Origin of the sequence: Microbacterium bovistercoris, from assembly GCF_003387575.1 — a bacterium.
In the GTDB taxonomy this organism is placed as follows: Bacteria; Actinomycetota; Actinomycetes; order Actinomycetales; family Microbacteriaceae; genus Microbacterium; species Microbacterium bovistercoris.
The window spans coordinates 141,218-157,089 of sequence record NZ_QUAB01000043.1; the positions used below are offsets into that span (position 1 = coordinate 141,218).

The following is a 15,872-nucleotide window of genomic DNA, read 5'->3' on the forward strand; positions in this document are numbered from 1 at the left end:
ATCTCGCCCGTCGAATACTCCTTGTGAAGCCTGGAAAAGCCGCGAAGTCGGATACGCCACGATACGGCGAGACCGCGGGGATGTGCCACGCTTCTCACGCGGACTCAGCGTCTCGATACTTCTCGGTGGTCCTGGCATCGTGATGCCGGTCGCAGAGGGTCGACACCCACAAGTTGATCACGTACTGAGCGCCAGCTGAGCCACACACTTCGCAGGTCTCGATGCTCTCCCATTCGGCAGCGCGGATCGCCTCGTTGAATTCTTCGTTGTACTCGCTGACGTCGTCCGACGGTGCGGCGTAAAACGAAAGCGAACCGAACTTCGACTTGCACTGCTGTAGGACGTACTCCGGTGCGATCGTGCTCAGGTGAGAGTAGTGCCCCGTAACGTGGTGTAGCCCGCGGTGGCCGGCTCGTCGCTCCCGACGTAAGCGCGGTCACCGTGTGATCCTTCGAGAAGTCTCTTACCTCCACTCGAAAGGCATCATCACGATGACCGCACTTCATATTGTCGACCCTGCCGGCCTGCTCGGCGAAGCCCTGACCGACGCGTCGCCGGATCTGATGCGCAGCCTGCTGCAAACTACGATCAACGCGCTCCTGTCCGCCGACGCGGACGCCGTCGCGGGCGCGGAATGGGGCAAGCCGAGCCCTGACCGCATCGCGCAGCGCAACGGCTACCGCCATCGCGACCTCGATACCCGGGTGGGGACCATCGACGTCGCGATCCCGAAGCTGCGTCAGGGAACGTACTTCCCCGATTGGCTGATGGAGCGCCGCAAGCGCGCCGAGACGGCGCTGATCACGGTGATCGCAGACTGCTATCTCGCCGGGGTCTCGACCCGCCGGATGGACAAGCTCGTCAAGCAGCTCGGGATCCACTCGCTGTCCAAATCTCAAGTGTCGCGGATGGCCGCCGAGCTCGACGAGCACGTCGACCAGTTCCGCCACCGCCCGCTGGGCGATGCGGGCCCGTTCACGTTCGTCGCCGCCGACGCTCTCACGATGAAGGTCCGCGAAGGTGGCAGGGTCATCAACGCCGTGGTGCTGGTCGCGACCGGCGTCAACGCCGACGGCCGCCGGGAAGTGCTCGGACTTCGTGTCGCGACGAGTGAGACCGGGGCTGCGTGGAACAGCTTCTTCGCCGACCTCGTCGCCCGCGGGCTTAGCGGCGTCCGCCTGGTCACCTCCGACGCCCACCAGGGGCTGGTCGAGGCGATCACGGCGAACCTGCCCGGCGCGGTCTGGCAGCGTTGCCGCACCCACTACGCCGCGAACCTGATGTCTGTGACACCGAAGAGCATGTGGCCTGCGGTCAAAGCGATGCTGCACTCGGTCTATGACCAGCCCGACGCGAAGGCAGTAAACGCCCAGTTCGACCGGCTCCTGGACTACGTCGACGGAAAGCTCCCCGACGCGCACGACCACCTCGACGCAGCCCGGGCAGACATCCTCGCGTTCACCGGGTTCCCCGAAGGGCTCTGGCAGCAGATCTGGTCCAACAACCCCAACGAGCGATTGAACCGCGAAATCCGACGCCGCACCGACTCCGTCGGCATCTTCCCCAACCGCGACGCGATCATCCGCCTCGTCGGTGCCGTCCTCGCAGAGCAGACCGATGAATGGGCCGAAGGACGCCGCTACCTCGGACTCGACATCCTCGCCAAAAGCCGACTCACCCTCGTCACAGACACCGGATCGGAGGTGAACACCGACACCGTCCTCGAACTCAGCGCCTAACAACCAGAAGGATCACCGACCGCTACACCACGCCCAGGGACTTGACCTGAAGACCGCAGCCAGGTCCAGATTGAGCAAGCGTCGCCACGCCATGTTGTCGACCCATGCGCACGCGAGAGGTGGGCAGTCTGGCGCGATGATTCGGCATAGCTCCCCGCGGGGACGGCCGCCGGCGGCGAGTTCGAGGATCCGGGACTCTGTCGCCGGTGCGGGTCGGCAACGATCATGGCGCGACGCCGACAGACAGTCGAGGTTGGCTGTCGCGCGGTTGTCGTGGCCCGTGAGCACCTTGTATCGCCAGCCGAGTGCGCCGCAGATCGTCGCCGTTTCATCGAACTGGACTCGTGCATGTTCATCAATGCGCTCTGCGGGACGCACATCGAAAAGCCCGAAGCTTCCGTCAGTGAATATGGCCAGGAGGTCAGGGATGTGCGAGTCCCCGGAAAGTCTCGTTCCGTGCCTGAAGGTGAGAGCCAGCGGCTGCGACCACAACCGCTCCACTTGCCCGCTGTAGTCCAGCCATAGGACTTCCCAGCGCTCCAACTGAGACTCGCACCACACGTGGGACCCAGTGCGCTGCCAGTAGTACATGGCAGGGGTGAACCGATGGCGGACGCCCCTCGACTTGCGAACCCTCATTGGGTCGATCTCTGCCCAGTCCCTGTCGCCGAGCGCCCGATCGACGACTGCCCACTCGTGGTGTCCAGCCGTCGTGCGACCGCTGTCCGTGCGAGGGATCCAGTGAACTTCAGTGGATGCCGTGCGCCGTCGGGCGTTGATCGGCTTTGCCTCGTCTACTGGCCGCATCGCAGCCCCTCTCGCACGTGTATCCGCGTTCGGATGATGCGAAGACGAGGGGGCGAACGGAGCCCCATCGCTCCTGTATCTGCCGCTGATGTTCCTCCCGCGAGAGGCGCAACTTCTGCAAGGCAACGGCGTTTCGTGACACACGGTGTCACTCCATCCCAGCCCTGTGTCACCCAAAGGCAGTTTGTGTCACCGCAACGCGTTCTCGACAAGAAGGGTCTTGACACCGGCATCCGCTCGTCATAACGTACAACCAAATGGTTGCACAAACTGAACTGAGCGAGACGGAGATCGACCGTGTGTTCCACGCACTGGCGACGTCGACCCGGCGCGACATCCTGCGCCGGACGATCGATCGCGAGCAGTCCGTCTCCGAGTTGGCCCGCGACTACGACATGTCGTTCGCCGCGGTCCAGAAGCACGTCGCCGTCCTCGAAGAGGCACGGCTGGTCGTCAAGCGCGCCGAGGGACGCGAGCGCCTGGTCCGCGCGAACCCCGACATGATCGCCCGCGCCAAGGCGCTGCTCGCCCGCTACGAGGAACTCTGGCGCTCGCGCATCGCCCGTCTCGACGACCTGCTGGCAGAGCCGGCATCCGACCCCGCACGACCTCAGAACGCACGACCGGAACAAGGAGAAGGACAATGCCCGTCATCGACATCACCAACGACCCCGAGGCCCTCACCCTCACCGTGACCGCGGAGTTCGCGGCATCCGTCGATCGCGTCTGGGACGCGTACTCGAACCCCCGCCAGCTCGAGCGCTTCTGGGGCCCTCCGGGCTGGCCGGCCACGTTCACCAGCTTCGACCACCGGCCGGGCGGCTTCGCGCAGTACCACATGACCAGCCCCCACGGAGAGAAGTCGTCGGGTCGCTGGGAGTTCCTGAAGATCGAGGCGCCGCACCGCTTCGAGGCGCTCGACTCGTTCGTCGATGACTCCGGCGAACCGCTCGAAGGCTTCCCCGCGATGCGCATGACCTACGACTTCAGCGAGACCGACGGCGGCACCCGCATGGTCTGCGTCAGCCACTTCGACTCGGTCGAGGCGCTGCAGCAGGTCGTCGAGATGGGCGTCATCGAGGGCACCCGCCAGGCCATGGGCCAGCTCGACGCCGTGCTGCAGGATCTGCGCGAGTACGCCCAGGGCAAGGGCACCCGCCTGGAGATGCTCGACGACACCCACATCCGCATCACCCGACTGGTGAACGGACCGCGCGAACTCGTCTGGCGCGCGCACATGGAGCCCGAGCTCACCAAGCAGTGGATGCTCGGACCCGACGGGTGGGAGATGACCGAGGCGATCCCCGCCGACACCGTCGGCCAGCGCCACCTCACCTCGTGGGCGCCGGTCGGAGACACCGAGGGCGAGCCGTTCGGCTTCGAGGGGGAGGTGCTGCTCATCGACGCCCCGCGTCGCGCGGTCACCACCGAGCGGATGGTCGGCACCGACGGCCCCGACACCGTCAACGACCTCAACCTCTACGAGGAGGACGGGGCCACGCTCATCACGATGCTGATCGAGTATCCCGACAAGGAGACGCGCGACATGGTGCTCGCGACGGGCATGGTCGACGGCATGGAGTCGTCGTACGAGCGCCTCGAGCGCGCGGTGCTCGTGCCGTAGCATCCGTCCTTCTTCTGCTCCCGTCCTGGTCGATCCGGGACGGGAGCAGAATGATGTCATGGCCCTTCCGCTCTCCCAACTGCAGATGCCCGATCCCCAGCGCGTGTACGCGGCAGACGGCACCAGCCTGGCGACGTACACCTGGGGCGACCTCGACGCACCGGTGGTGGTCATGGTCCACGGGTTCGCATCCAACACGCACGACAACTGGGTGCTCACCGGGCTGGAGCGCCGGCTGGCGGCATCCGGCCTGCGCGTGATCGGCGTCGACCAGCGCGGGCACGGCCGCAGCGAGAAGCCCCATGAGGCGAGCGCGTACAGCCTGAGCACCCTCGCGACCGACGTCGAGACCGTGCTCGACACCTACCTCGTCGACACCGCGTCGTACCTCGGGTACTCGCTGGGCGGCCGCGTCGGATGGCAGGTCATGATCGACCTCGAAGATCGCATCGAACGGGCCGTGCTCGGCGGCGTGCCCGATGGCACCGCCCTCGACCGCATCGTGCTGGAAGAGGTGCAGGCGCACCTCGACGAGGGCGCCCCGATCAGCGACCCGGTCACGCAGAGCTACATCCAGCTGACCGAGCGCGTGCCGGGCAACGACCTGCGCGCCCTGCTCGCCCTGGCCCGCGGCATGCGCAACGACGCGATCATCGCGCACCCCGAGAACGCGCCGCAGGTGCCGGTGCTGTTCGTCACCGGCACCGAGGACACCATCCTGGACGGCTCGCGGCGTCTCGCCGACGTGACGCCGCAGGGCCGGCTGGTCGAGGTTCCGGGGCGGCACCACTTCAACACCCCGGCATCCCGCGGGTTCCGCGATGCCGCCACCGAGTTCCTCACCGCCGGACGCTGACACCGGCGCGGCGCGGGCCGTGCGCTTGGCGCGGGCATGTGCGCTTCCCGCGGGAGGATTCACGACCTCCGTCCGCGGCAGGCGCCCACTTCCGCGGGAACGGTACGCAGGTCCCGCGCTGGTAGCGTCGGCACGTGGGCATCGTCGTCAAGTTTCTGCTGATCGCGCTCGTCGTGGCGCTGGTGATCGGCATGGTCGTGCGGCTGTTCCGCAAGCCCGCACCGCAGCCCACCGGCCCGAAGCAGCAGCGGATGCCGCTGGTCGTGCCCCTCATCGGATGGCTGCTGCTGATCGCAGGGCTGGGCATGGGCCTCGCCGGGTTCTCGGCTCGGCCGGGCACCGACCCGGTGCCGATGCGTATCGGCTCGGTCGTCGCCCTCGTGCTGGGACTGCTCGTGCTGCTCATGCATCGCAACCGGTACGTGCAACCGGATGCCGATCGCGTACGCTTCCGCACCTTCCTGGGCCGCGAGGGGACGATCGCGTACCGCGACATCAGTGCGTACGAGGTGGCGGAGAACGGATGGCGTTCGCGGCTGCTGGTGCGCACCGCCGACGGCACGCGGCTGCGCGTGAACCCCGCGGTGTACGACATGTCGCGGACGCTCGCGGCGATCCGGTTCAAGGAGCGCACCGGGCGGTGGCCCGCACCGGGGGATCCGCGCTGAGCCCGCACCATCCGCTCAGGTCGCAGTCGATCACGCTCTGAGCCGCGGAGAGCGGGACCGACTGCTACCCGAACGCCTGGGTCAGGGAGGTGCGACCCAGCACCGTCCCAGCCAGGCATGACACCTTTGACAGCATGAGTGTCCATGCCCCGGCGCACGCCCCGCAGCAGAGCAACGCGCTCGCGGGCACGGCGCTCGGCGTGGTGGCGGTCGCCGGGGGCATCGCGCCCTGGATCGCCGGGGGCGGCATCCTTCCGGTGCAGAACCTGTGGCGCACCGACGTGCAGCGGTTCCAGATGCCGTTCTCACTGCTGCCGGTGAGTCAGTACTACGCGACGAGCATGTTCGTGCTGATCGTCATGGGCGGCGTCTTCGCGGGAATCGCGCGCCACGTCCTCGCCCGCACCTGGGCCGCCTGGCCGATCGCGCTCGGCGTGCTGATCGGGCACGTCGTCGTCGTGACGCAGAGCTTCATCGCCGACGCGCGCGGTCTCGACCTCGACGACACGCGGGCCTGGTGGTATCTGGGCGGGCTGCTCGCCGGAGCGATCATCGCCGTCGGCTTCGCGCAGGTCGGCTACTGGCTCATCTCCCGTGCGTCGAGCGGACCGGCCGCACTGGGTATCGCGCTCGCCGCGGTGCCGTTCGCGGCATGGATCGGGATGTGGGCACAGCTGCTCTCGGGGCCGATGGGTATTCCGCAGGGCGTGCTGCTGTCGCTGCGCTGGCTGCCCGCCGTCGTCGTCGGTCTCGCCCTCGCCTGGTGCGGAGTGATGCCGGCGACCCGCCTCGTCGTCTGGCTGCTCGGCCTGAGCGCGCTGTGGATCGTGCCCGCCGCGTTCACCGCCGTCCAGTACGCGCTGGGATCACGGGTGCTGGCGGGCGATCTCAGCGAGATGGCCGCCGCCGGCATGCAGGTGTTCCCCGCCGCGCTCGCCATCGGGTGGCTGCCGGTGGTCGTCGCCGCCGCGATCGGCATCGTCGGCGCGGCACCCGCCGCGATCCTGCGGCGGCAGCGCGGTTACGGGACGCGCCACTAAATCCTTCGAGTCGCAGCTGAGCAGGGCAACTGCCGCGCAATTTGCGCTTGTAGGCTGGGCGGATGTCTGACCAGGTGCTGTTGAGCGATGCCGCGGTGCAGTCCGCGCTGGTTCACCTGCGGGCGCCGGGGGATCGTGGCGCAGTGGGCGGCTGTGTGAGCGTCGCGGTGACCGGCTCATCCCCCGTTGATGCGGTGCTCGGGCTACTGGATGGGATGGCGTCGGAGGTGGCGTCGTCGTTGGGGCATGCGTCATCTTCGGTCGCGACCCGTCTGGCGTCGATCGGTTCGAAGATCCGGGGGCAGGAAGCGCGGACGCGATCCGCGACATCGCGAACCTGTTCCGCGTTCGCGCGCAGACGGCACGTGACGACACCGCAGACATGCATGCCGCGTCGAACGCTTTGACGGGCACGATCGCGGTCAGCGTGGATGCCGTGCGTCCAGGGATCGTGTCTCTCCACGGCAAGTTCACCGAGTTGAGTGACGCGGATGACCAGGTCGCGCAGATCGTGGCGGACTACGCGAACGGGGTGGAGGATCTGACGCGGCGGGCAAGGCTCGTGCGCGATGACTGCGATAACGCGTGGGCGGCGATCTGGACTCGGCGTGCGGAGGCTCTCGGCCCGGTGCAGGAGGCGCTGCTGAGCTGGTCGCTGGGCTGGGACGAGGTTCGCGCCGTTGGACTGTCGGTCCCGAGCGGTGGGACCACCGAGCCGACATGGATCGACACCGGCGCGTGGCAGGGCGCGATCGATGAGTTCACGGCGGCCCGTGACGCCTACCGCCGGCTTGCGCAGGAACGGGAGAACCTGGACGCCGCGACCGAGGCCCGGCTGCGCCAGGTGCAACTGTTCGCGACGCTCTCAGACGACTGGCATGTGAGCCCGCGAGGAGTGTCCGCGATGGTCGATGCCTGGGCAGGCGACACGTCATCGGTGACCGCGGAAGCCCTCGCCGCGGTGGATGACCCGAACCTGGTCGCACAGATATGGGCTTCACTGACCCGTGACCAACAGCACGCGCTGATCGTCGCGGGCCCGATGCTACTCGGTGGACTCGCGGGCCTGCCGCCTCGTACACCGACGTCCTCGGCATGGGCCAAGACCTCGGCCTCGTCTGGGGCGGACGCAACCCCGACACCAGTCCCGCGTTCGACTCCACGATCTACAAGCGCGACGGCGACTTCGACCTCCCCCTCTACTCCGGGACAAATCCGTACACGGGAATGCCCACCATGAACCCCGCTCCCACCATCCCCGCGTCAACCACAGCCATGGACAACCACAACCTCATCGCCACCAACAAACCCGAGAACCGTCGCGCCCGCGAAAGTGTTCTGAAGGAGCTTCGATGACAGCGCAAAGTGTCCGTGCAACGTTGCTGGCAACACTCATGGTTTTTGGGCTGGCGGGCTGCACTCAGACACCACCGGAGGATACCTTGACCGTTGAAGAAGCCAAGGCCGTGGCCCAGGCAGGTGAGCTGGAGATCGTCGGGCACATTCCGGTCGAACTCGTCGTGTCGGTAGATCAGCAGGCAACCGGCTCACTGCTCAGCTGCGAGGGCGATCGCAACTATACGTGGGCCGGGGGCACGGTCGTCACTCTGAAGCCGAACGTCGACGTCACGGAAGTCATCGACGGTATCTACAATGCTTACGCCGAGCGGGAGGGCTGGACAGCTCAACGCGAAGAATCAGCGCATGGCGATCCGCAGGCGATCATCGACGGCCCAGGCGGCGACGGATACTTGACCACCGGCGACGCAGAGCGCTCCGCGATCGACCTCGACTCCTACTCGCCCTGCTTCCATCTTCCCGACGGCCAGTCATCACGAGGCGGCTTCTGACCGGCGATCGCCGAAACCAGAGCGTTGGCACCGGACCGCCGCTTATCGGGCCTAATGGCGCGTCCCCTTATTCGTCGCCGTCGCCGTCGCCTTCGCCGTTCCCGTCGCCGTTCGCGGCGACGTCCGCCGCCTCGGGGGCGGGCGGGGCGACGGGGAACACGACCGTCGTGTAGAGGGGGCCGCCGGCGACGCCGAAGAGGTCGGACGCCGTGGGCGGGGTGTCGAGCTGCTCGGCCGCGCTCTGCGTGTCGAGCGGTTCGGACGGCAGCCCTGCCCACTGCTTCTGCTCGTCGTCGGGGCGCTGCTGGAAAAGACCCATGCGGCTATTGTCCCTCGCTCGTCGGGTGGTCGGGCCGGCCCGTCGGATCGTCGTCGCCGGGCGTCTCATGCGGAGCATCCCGCACCGCGTCGACCAGGTCGCGCCAGGCGCCGACAAGCCCCGACTCGGGGATCTCGCGGTGTCGCTCGTCATGCCGGGTCGTCGCCTGGATCAGCCAGGTGAACCGGTCGGCGCCGAGCGGGGACTCCGGCTCGGGCTCGTCCCACGGGCAGCTCTCGATCAGTTCGACCCAGTGCTGCTCCTCCTCGGGGGCGGGGTCGACCCGCCACCGGCGACGGATGCCGGCGATGCCGCCGGTGCGCACGACGAGCACCGCGAGCACGCCGGCTGACGCGTCATCCGGTGGTTCGACTCGTGGCATCCTCGATCACTCCGACGGCGATCCATCCGTTGCGGACCGCCTCTTCCACGTTATCGCCGAGTTCGCGCGCCGCAACCAGTGTCGCGTCGGCGAACTGCGTGAACGTGGCCGTCGTGGACAAGCCGCCGGTGAGCGCGCGGTACCAGACGGTGCCCGCCTCTTCCCACGCGTGGCCGCCGAGCGCGGTCGCCGTGAGGGCGAACGCGCGGTTCGGGATGCCGGAGTTGATGTGCACGCCGCCGTTGTCCTCGACGGTGGTGACGAAGTCGCGCATGTGCGCGGGCTGCGGGTCCTTGCCGAGCTCGTCATCGTCATACGCCGTTCCAGGGTTCAGCATGTCGCGCAGCGCTCGCCCCTGGACCGCGTCGGTGAAGATGCCCTCGCCGACCAGCCAGCTCGCCTGATCAGCGGTCTGTCCGAGCAGGTGCTGCTCGGTGAGAGCGCCGAACACGTCGGCGAGCGATTCATTCAGGGCGCCGGGCTGGCCCTGGTACTCCAAACCGGAGGCGCTCTGGATGACGCCGTGCCCCAGCTCGTGGCCGATCACCGAGATCGAACCGGTGAACCCCCGGAACACCTCGCCGTCGCCGTCGCCGAACACCATGCGGGCGCCGTCCCAGAAGGCGTTGTCATACATCTGGCCGTAGTGCACGGTGGCGTTCAGGCCAGCGCCGGCACCGTCGAGCGAGTTGCGCTCGAATGCCTCGAGCAGCATGTCGAACGTGGCACCGAGGCCGTCGAAGGCCTGGTTCACCGTCTCATCGGCCACGGGCGGGTCGTCTTCGCGCCGCACCACCGTGCCGGGCAGGTTCTCGGTGCCCTGCGCGTCCGAGATCGTGCGATCGGGAGCGGCGGTCACCTCGGCGACCAGTTCGCCTGACTCGTCGACCGAGAACTCCAGCCGCGAGCGGAACGGCGGCCGTCCCGCGATCAGGGTCTGCCGCGCGGCATCCGCCGCCGTGGTGTACCGCTCGGACTGCGCCAGCTTGGCCAGCAGGTAGGCGGGCACGATGCCCTGGTGGACCGGCCCGTGGAACGTCTTCGTCATCTTCATCATCGTCTCATCACCTCGCCTGCCCCCGACGATACGCGCGGGGCCGGACATCCGGTCAGAGCCGGTTCACCGCGGTGACGGTGATGACCGCCTCGCCGGCCTCGTCGGACTCGGCGAGGTCGACGGTGGCGGAGATGCCCCAGTCGTGATCGCCCTCGGGGTCGTCGAGGATCTGACGGATGCTCCACGACGTCGCACCCTCTTCGATCATCAACAGCGCTGAGCTGCGGGCATCCGCGCCGGTGAGGATCTCGTCGTGCTCGGCGAAGTAGCCGTCCAGCGCCGCCTCCCACCCGTCGAACGAGGGGTCGAGCTCGGCGAGGGTCTCGAGATCCTCGCGGGCGGCGAGCTGCACCCGGCGGAACAGCTCGTTGCGCACCAGGATGCGGAACGCCCGCTTGTTGGTGGTGAGACGCTTCGGCGCCGGCGGCACGACCGGCCCGTCCTCGTGGTCGACCGGATGCCCGGAGACGAGCTCCTCCCACTCGTCGAGCAGGCTGGAGTCGACCTGGCGCACCAGTTCGCCGAGCCATTCGATGAGGTCACGCAGCTCTTCGGTCTTGAGGTGCTCGGGAATGGTCTGCGAGGCGGCGCGATACGCGTCGGAGAGGTACCGCAGCACGACGCCCTCGGAGCGCGCGACCTTGTAGAAGGCGACGTATTCCCCGAACGACATGGCCCGCTCGTACATGTCCCGCACGACGGACTTCGGATGCAGCGCGAAGTCCCTGATCCAGGGCTGCGCGGCGCTGAACGTGTCGAACGCGGCGGACAGCAGCTCCTCGAGCGGCTTCGGATACGTGATCTGCTCGAGCAGCTCCATCCGCTCGTCGTACTCGATGCCCTCGGCCTTCATCGCGGCGACCGCCTCGCCGCGGGCGATGAACTCCTGCTGGGACAGGATCGCGCGGGGATCGTCGAGCGTGGATTCCACGATCGAGATCATGTCGAGCGCGAATTGGCCGGTCCCTGAGCCTGCCGCTTGTACTGAGCGAGCGTCAGCGAGACGAAGTGAAGGGTCGGGATCCAGCAGCTCGAACGCGGCCAGGGCGAACGGCGACAGCGGCTGGTTCAGTGCGAAGTTCGGCTGCAGGTCGACGGTCAGGCGCACTTCGTCTCGTCGCTGCGCTCCTCGCTCAGCATCCGTGGACGGCACCCTTTCGACGACCCTCGATTCCAGCAGCGTCCGGTAGATCCCGAGGGCCCGCAGGGCCAGCATCCGCTGCTTCGCCCGCGGCTCGTGATTGTCGTATACCAGCGCGCGCATATTCGCGAAGACGTCGCCGCCGCGGCCGATCACGTTCAGCATCATCGCGCTCGTGATCTGCATGTGCGAGGTCAGCGTCTCGGGCTCGGCCTCGATCAGCTTGTTGAAGGACGGCTCGCCCCACGACACGAAGCCGTCCGGCGCCTTCTTGCGGATGATCTTGCGCTTCTTCTTCGGGTCGTCCCCGGCCTTGCGGATCGCGGCGATGTTCTCGGACTCGTGCTCGGGAGCCTGTGCGACGACCGTGCCGGCGGTGTCGAACCCGGCACGACCCGCGCGCCCCGCGATCTGGTGGAACTCTCGGGCGTTCAGCTGCCGCATCCGGGTGCCGTCGAACTTCGTCAGCGCGGTGAGCAGCACCGTGCGGATCGGCACGTTGATGCCGACGCCCAGGGTGTCGGTGCCGCAGATGACCCGCAGCATCCCGCGCTGTGCGAGCTGCTCGACGAGGCGCCGGTACTTCGGCAGCATCCCGGCGTGGTGCACGCCGATACCCATCCGCAGCAGCCGCGACAGGGTCTTGCCGAACGCGGTCGTGAAACGGAAGTCGCCGATCAGGGCGGCGATCTCGTCGCGCTGCTCGCGACTGGCGACCTTCGCGCTGGCGAGCGCCTGCGCCCGCTCCATGGCCGCAGCCTGCGAGAAGTGCACGATGTAGATCGGCGAGCGGTCGGTGTGCAGCAGGTCGTCGATCGTCTCGTGGATCGGCGTGACCTCGTAGAAGTAGTGCAGCGGCACCGGGCGCTCCACACCGGTGACGACGGCGGTCTCACGACCGGTGCGGCGGGTCAGGTCTGCGGCGAGCGCCGTCACGTCGCCGAGGGTGGCCGACATCAGGATGAACTGGGCCTGCGGCAGCGTGAGCAGCGGCACCTGCCAGGCCCAGCCGCGGTCGGGGTCGCCGTAGAAGTGGAACTCGTCCATCACGACCTGGCCGACGTCGGCATCCGGCCCCTCGCGCAGCGCGAGGTTGGCGAGGATCTCGGCGGTGCAGCACACGATCGGAGCATCCGCGTTCACCGCCGAGTCGCCGGTGACCATGCCGACGTTCTCGGCGCCGAACACGTCGACCAGGGCGAAGAACTTCTCGCTGACCAGGGCCTTGATCGGCGCCGTGTAGTAGGTGCGGCGGCCGTCGGCCATGGCCGCGAAGTGCGCGCCGATCGCGACGAGCGACTTGCCGGTGCCGGTCGGGGTGCTGAGGATCAGGTTGTTGCCCGAGACGATCTCGATGACCGCCTCGTCCTGGGCGGGGTAGAGGCTGATACCGGTGCCTTCGGCCCATTCGACGAAGGCCATGTACACGGCATCCGGGTCGGCGCCGCGCACGGTCTTCGGATCGAGAGTCACCCTTCGATCCTTTCACGCGTCGGTTCCCGTAGTGTGAGCGGCGAGGGGGCGATGATGCGGAAGTGGCAGCGGGCCGCGGGCGCGACGATGCTCGTGGTGGCGATGATCGGCCTGACGGCGTGCTCAGGCGCGCAGCAGGTGACGGTGGATGCGGACGATCCGACCGCGACCGTGCCGGTAGGCGGCGAACTCGTCGTCGATCTCGGCGAGGTGAGGTCGGGCGTCGGCGACGGCTGGCTCCTCGTCGAGGCGCCGGATCCGAAGGTGCTCGGCGAGCCGACCGAGGAGTTCGAGCCGGCGTCGGGGAAGACGTCGCCCGGGTCGAGCTCGATCATGAAGGTCACGTTCCCGGCCGTGGGCAAAGGTGAGACCACGCTGACCTACGAGTACCGCTTCCGCGGCGAGGTCCCCGAGGACCCGGTCGATCAGCAGACTCTGACCTTCGAGGTCGCGGTGCGCTGACGAGGCGCACGCGGATGCCGGCGGGTCAGGCCTTCTTCACGAGGCTCGACTTCAGCAGCATCGCGCCGAAGCCGTCGACCTTGCAGTCGATGTCGTGGCCGTTAACAGGGTCGATCAGGCGGATGCCGCGCACCTTCGTGCCGGCCTTGATGCCCTGAGGCGAGCCCTTCACCTTGATGGTCGTGGTCACCACGACGGTGTCGCCGTCGGCGAGCACGTTGCCGACGGCGTCCTTCACGACGCGCTCGGCGGGCGCCGCATCATCGGATGCCGCCTCGGACGGCGACCACTCGTGGCCGCACATCGGGCACACGAGCAGTGCGCCCATCTCGTAGGCGAGGTCGCTGGAGCACTCGGGGCACAGGGGGAGCTGATCGGCCATCCCTCCAGTGTAGCGATATGATGAATCCATCATTTCGCAGGAAGGAAGCCCGATGCTGAGCGATCCGACTCGCCCGCTCTATGAGGTGAAGGCCGGCCTGTTCAAGGGCCTCGCCCACCCGATCCGCATCCGCATCCTCGAGGTGCTCTCGGCCGCCCCCGAGGTGTCCGTCTCGGAACTGCTCGACGACACCGGCCTCGAGGCCTCGCACGTCTCGCAGCACCTCGCCGTGCTGCGCCGCAACCGCCTCGTCGTCTCGGAGCGCCGCGGCAGCCTGGTGTACTACCGCCTCGCGTATCCGCAGGTCGCCGACCTGCTGCGGGTGGCCCGCGCGCTGCTCGGCGAGATCGTGCAGACCGCGCAGCAGGAGTTCGCCGGCGCCGAGGAGCTGCCCGAGATCCCGGATGCGGCGGTGCAGGCATCCGTGCTCGGAACCCCGCGGGTATGAACGCGAAGAGCCTGCTGCCCTCGAGGGCCGACTACCGCGCGGTTCCGCGCACCTGGCGCGGCGATCTGCTCGCAGGCCTCACTGTCGGCATCGTCGCGCTTCCCCTCGCTCTCGCGTTCGGCGTCAGTTCCGGCGCCGGAGCCGAGAGCGGACTGGTCACGGCGATCATCGCGGGCATCGTCGCCGCGATCTTCGGCGGCTCGAACGTGCAGGTCTCGGGGCCCACCGGTGCGATGGTGGTGGTGCTCGCGCCGATCATGGCGTCGCAGGGAACCGGCGCCCTCGCACTCATCTGCCTGCTCGCGGGGCTCATGGTGCTGCTCGCGGGGGTGCTGCGCCTCGGCCGCACGATCAGCTACATCCCGTGGCCGGTGATCGAGGGGTTCACCCTCGGGATCGCGGTGATCATCTTCCTGCAGCAGGTGCCGACCGCCACCGGCACGAAGCCCGGGGAGAGCACGAACGCCGCCGTCGCGGCGGTGCAGTCGCTGCTGACGGCGAGCTGGCCGAAGGTCGGCTGGTCGCTGCTGCTGGTGGCGATCGTCGTCGTGATCATGCTGATCGGCGTGAGGGTCGCACCGAGGTTCCCCGGCTCGCTGGTGGCGATCGTCGTCACCGGATTCCTCGCCGCCCTGCTCGGGCTGCCCGTCGACACGATCGGCGAGCTGCCGTCGGGGCTTCCGGCGCCGACGCTGCCCGACTTCTCGCACGCGGGATCCCTGCTCGGCCCCGCGCTGGCCGTCGCCGCGCTCGCCGCGATCGAGTCACTCCTCGCCGCACGCGTCGCGGCGAGCATCTCCGACACCGGTGCGTACGACGCCGACCGCGAGCTGGTCGGCCAGGGCCTGGCATCCATCGCTTCCGGGCTCTTCGGCGGCATGCCGGCAACCGGCGCCATCGCTCGCACCGCGGTCAGCATCCGCGCCGGCGCTCGTACCCGCGTGGCCGCCATCGTGCACGGGCTGCTGCTGCTCCTGATCGTGCTCGTCGGAGCATCCGTCGTCTCGCACATCCCGCTCGCGGCGCTCGCCGGCGTGCTGATGGTCACCTCGTGCCGCATGATCGCGCCGTCGACGGTGCGCGCCGTGATGGGCTCGACCCGGTCGGATGCCGTGGTCTTCGTCATCACGGCGATCGTGACCGTGAGCGTCGACCTCATCTACGCCGTGCTGATCGGGCTGCTCGCCGCCGGCTTCTTCGCGCTGCGCCAGCTCGCGAAGGCCAGCGGTGTGCACCGCGAGGAGCTGCCCGGTGCCGCGCAGCCCGGCGACGAGCGCATCGCCGTGTTCCGGCTCGAGGGCGCACTGTTCTTCGGCGCCGCCGAACGGATGCTCGAGAGGGTCAGCACCCTGCGCGACATCGAGGTCGTCGTGATCAGGATGTCGCAATTGCAGATCCTCGACGCCACCGGAGCGCAGGTCATCACCGACATGATCATGTCGCTGGAACGGCGCGGCATCACGGTGCTGGTCAAGGGCATCCAGCCGCAGCACCTGCGGGTGGCGGAGCGGGTCGGCGTGCTGTCATCTCTGCGGCACCAGAACCACCTCTTCGACGATCTCGGCGCAGCCGCCGCGCACGCCCGCAGCCACGTCGCCCGCGCCGGGGCCTGACCGAGCGCCGG

The 15,872-nt window shown here is 68.3% G+C and carries 18 protein-coding genes; 12 read left to right on the forward strand and 6 right to left on the reverse strand.

Annotation, left to right across the window (positions count from 1 at the left end; all coding sequences use genetic code 11):
- Positions 1-491: 491 nt before the first annotated feature.
- On the forward strand, positions 492-1,739 hold the full coding sequence (locus tag DY023_RS11430; protein WP_116242458.1) for an IS256 family transposase: 1,248 nt from the start codon (positions 492-494) through the stop codon (positions 1,737-1,739).
- 12 nt (positions 1,740-1,751) lie between these two features.
- On the opposite strand, the gene DY023_RS18460 is transcribed toward DY023_RS11430, so the two are convergent.
- The gene (locus tag DY023_RS18460; protein ID WP_116242459.1) at positions 1,752-2,546 is read right to left on the reverse strand and encodes a TnsA-like heteromeric transposase endonuclease subunit; all 795 of its coding nucleotides are present in this window, start codon (positions 2,544-2,546) and stop codon (positions 1,752-1,754) included.
- A 257-nt stretch (positions 2,547-2,803) separates the two neighbouring features.
- Between DY023_RS18460 and DY023_RS11440 the strand changes: the two genes are divergently transcribed.
- From DY023_RS11440 to DY023_RS11470, 8 genes are all read left to right on the forward strand, one after another.
- Positions 2,804-3,241: an ArsR/SmtB family transcription factor gene (locus tag DY023_RS11440; RefSeq protein ID WP_116242460.1), complete on the forward strand. Its 438-nt coding sequence runs from the start codon at positions 2,804-2,806 to the stop codon at positions 3,239-3,241.
- A complete protein-coding gene (locus DY023_RS11445) occupies positions 3,190-4,170 on the forward strand; it encodes an SRPBCC family protein (RefSeq protein WP_116242461.1) in 981 nt (326 codons plus the stop codon). Before DY023_RS11440 ends, DY023_RS11445 begins: the two co-directional genes overlap by 52 nt.
- Positions 4,171-4,228: 58 nt before the next feature.
- Complete coding sequence (locus tag DY023_RS11450) at positions 4,229-5,026, forward strand: alpha/beta fold hydrolase (RefSeq protein ID WP_116242462.1); 798 nt, start codon at positions 4,229-4,231, stop codon at positions 5,024-5,026.
- Between the two features lie 134 nt (positions 5,027-5,160).
- A complete protein-coding gene (locus DY023_RS11455; RefSeq protein WP_116242463.1) occupies positions 5,161-5,694 on the forward strand; it encodes a hypothetical protein in 534 nt (177 codons plus the stop codon).
- 134 nt (positions 5,695-5,828) lie between these two features.
- Positions 5,829-6,734: a hypothetical protein gene (locus DY023_RS11460; protein WP_116242464.1), complete on the forward strand. Its 906-nt coding sequence runs from the start codon at positions 5,829-5,831 to the stop codon at positions 6,732-6,734.
- Positions 6,735-6,796: 62 nt separating this feature from the next.
- On the forward strand, positions 6,797-7,141 hold the full coding sequence (locus DY023_RS17825; protein ID WP_147303299.1) for a hypothetical protein: 345 nt from the start codon (positions 6,797-6,799) through the stop codon (positions 7,139-7,141).
- Entirely contained in the window at positions 7,117-7,974 is an 858-nt protein-coding gene (locus DY023_RS11465) for a hypothetical protein (RefSeq protein WP_116242465.1), read from the forward strand. Before DY023_RS17825 ends, DY023_RS11465 begins: the two co-directional genes overlap by 25 nt.
- A 112-nt stretch (positions 7,975-8,086) precedes the next feature.
- On the forward strand, positions 8,087-8,584 hold the full coding sequence (locus DY023_RS11470) for a hypothetical protein (protein ID WP_147303300.1): 498 nt from the start codon (positions 8,087-8,089) through the stop codon (positions 8,582-8,584).
- Positions 8,585-8,651: 67 nt separating this feature from the next.
- Here DY023_RS11470 and DY023_RS11475 read toward each other — a convergent pair whose 3' ends face one another.
- The 4 genes from DY023_RS11475 to DY023_RS11490 form a co-directional block, all read right to left on the reverse strand.
- A complete protein-coding gene (locus DY023_RS11475; protein WP_116242467.1) occupies positions 8,652-8,903 on the reverse strand; it encodes a hypothetical protein in 252 nt (83 codons plus the stop codon).
- Positions 8,904-8,907: 4 nt separating this feature from the next.
- Positions 8,908-9,285: a protealysin inhibitor emfourin gene (locus tag DY023_RS11480; RefSeq protein ID WP_181905828.1), complete on the reverse strand. Its 378-nt coding sequence runs from the start codon at positions 9,283-9,285 to the stop codon at positions 8,908-8,910.
- Positions 9,260-10,333, reverse strand: coding sequence for a M4 family metallopeptidase (locus tag DY023_RS11485; RefSeq protein ID WP_116242491.1), 1,074 nt, complete (start codon positions 10,331-10,333; stop codon positions 9,260-9,262). The genes DY023_RS11480 and DY023_RS11485 overlap by 26 nt, the downstream gene beginning before the upstream one ends.
- Positions 10,334-10,394: 61 nt before the next feature.
- Complete coding sequence (locus DY023_RS11490) at positions 10,395-12,905, reverse strand: DEAD/DEAH box helicase (protein WP_116242492.1); 2,511 nt, start codon at positions 12,903-12,905, stop codon at positions 10,395-10,397.
- Between the two features lie 105 nt (positions 12,906-13,010).
- On the opposite strand from DY023_RS11490, the gene DY023_RS11495 reads away from it, so the two are divergent.
- Positions 13,011-13,418, forward strand: a complete 408-nt coding sequence (locus DY023_RS11495; RefSeq protein WP_181905829.1) for a protease inhibitor I42 family protein — start codon at positions 13,011-13,013, stop codon at positions 13,416-13,418.
- 25 nt (positions 13,419-13,443) lie between these two features.
- Here the strand turns inward: DY023_RS11495 and DY023_RS11500 are convergent, their stop codons facing one another.
- Positions 13,444-13,800, reverse strand: coding sequence for a zinc ribbon domain-containing protein YjdM (locus DY023_RS11500; RefSeq protein ID WP_116242469.1), 357 nt, complete (start codon positions 13,798-13,800; stop codon positions 13,444-13,446).
- Positions 13,801-13,852: 52 nt separating this feature from the next.
- Between DY023_RS11500 and DY023_RS11505 the strand changes: the two genes are divergently transcribed.
- Both DY023_RS11505 and DY023_RS11510 read left to right on the forward strand, forming a co-directional pair.
- Entirely contained in the window at positions 13,853-14,248 is a 396-nt protein-coding gene (locus DY023_RS11505) for an ArsR/SmtB family transcription factor (protein ID WP_116242470.1), read from the forward strand.
- On the forward strand, positions 14,245-15,861 hold the full coding sequence (locus DY023_RS11510; protein ID WP_116242471.1) for a SulP family inorganic anion transporter: 1,617 nt from the start codon (positions 14,245-14,247) through the stop codon (positions 15,859-15,861). Before DY023_RS11505 ends, DY023_RS11510 begins: the two co-directional genes overlap by 4 nt.
- Positions 15,862-15,872 lie beyond the last annotated feature (11 nt).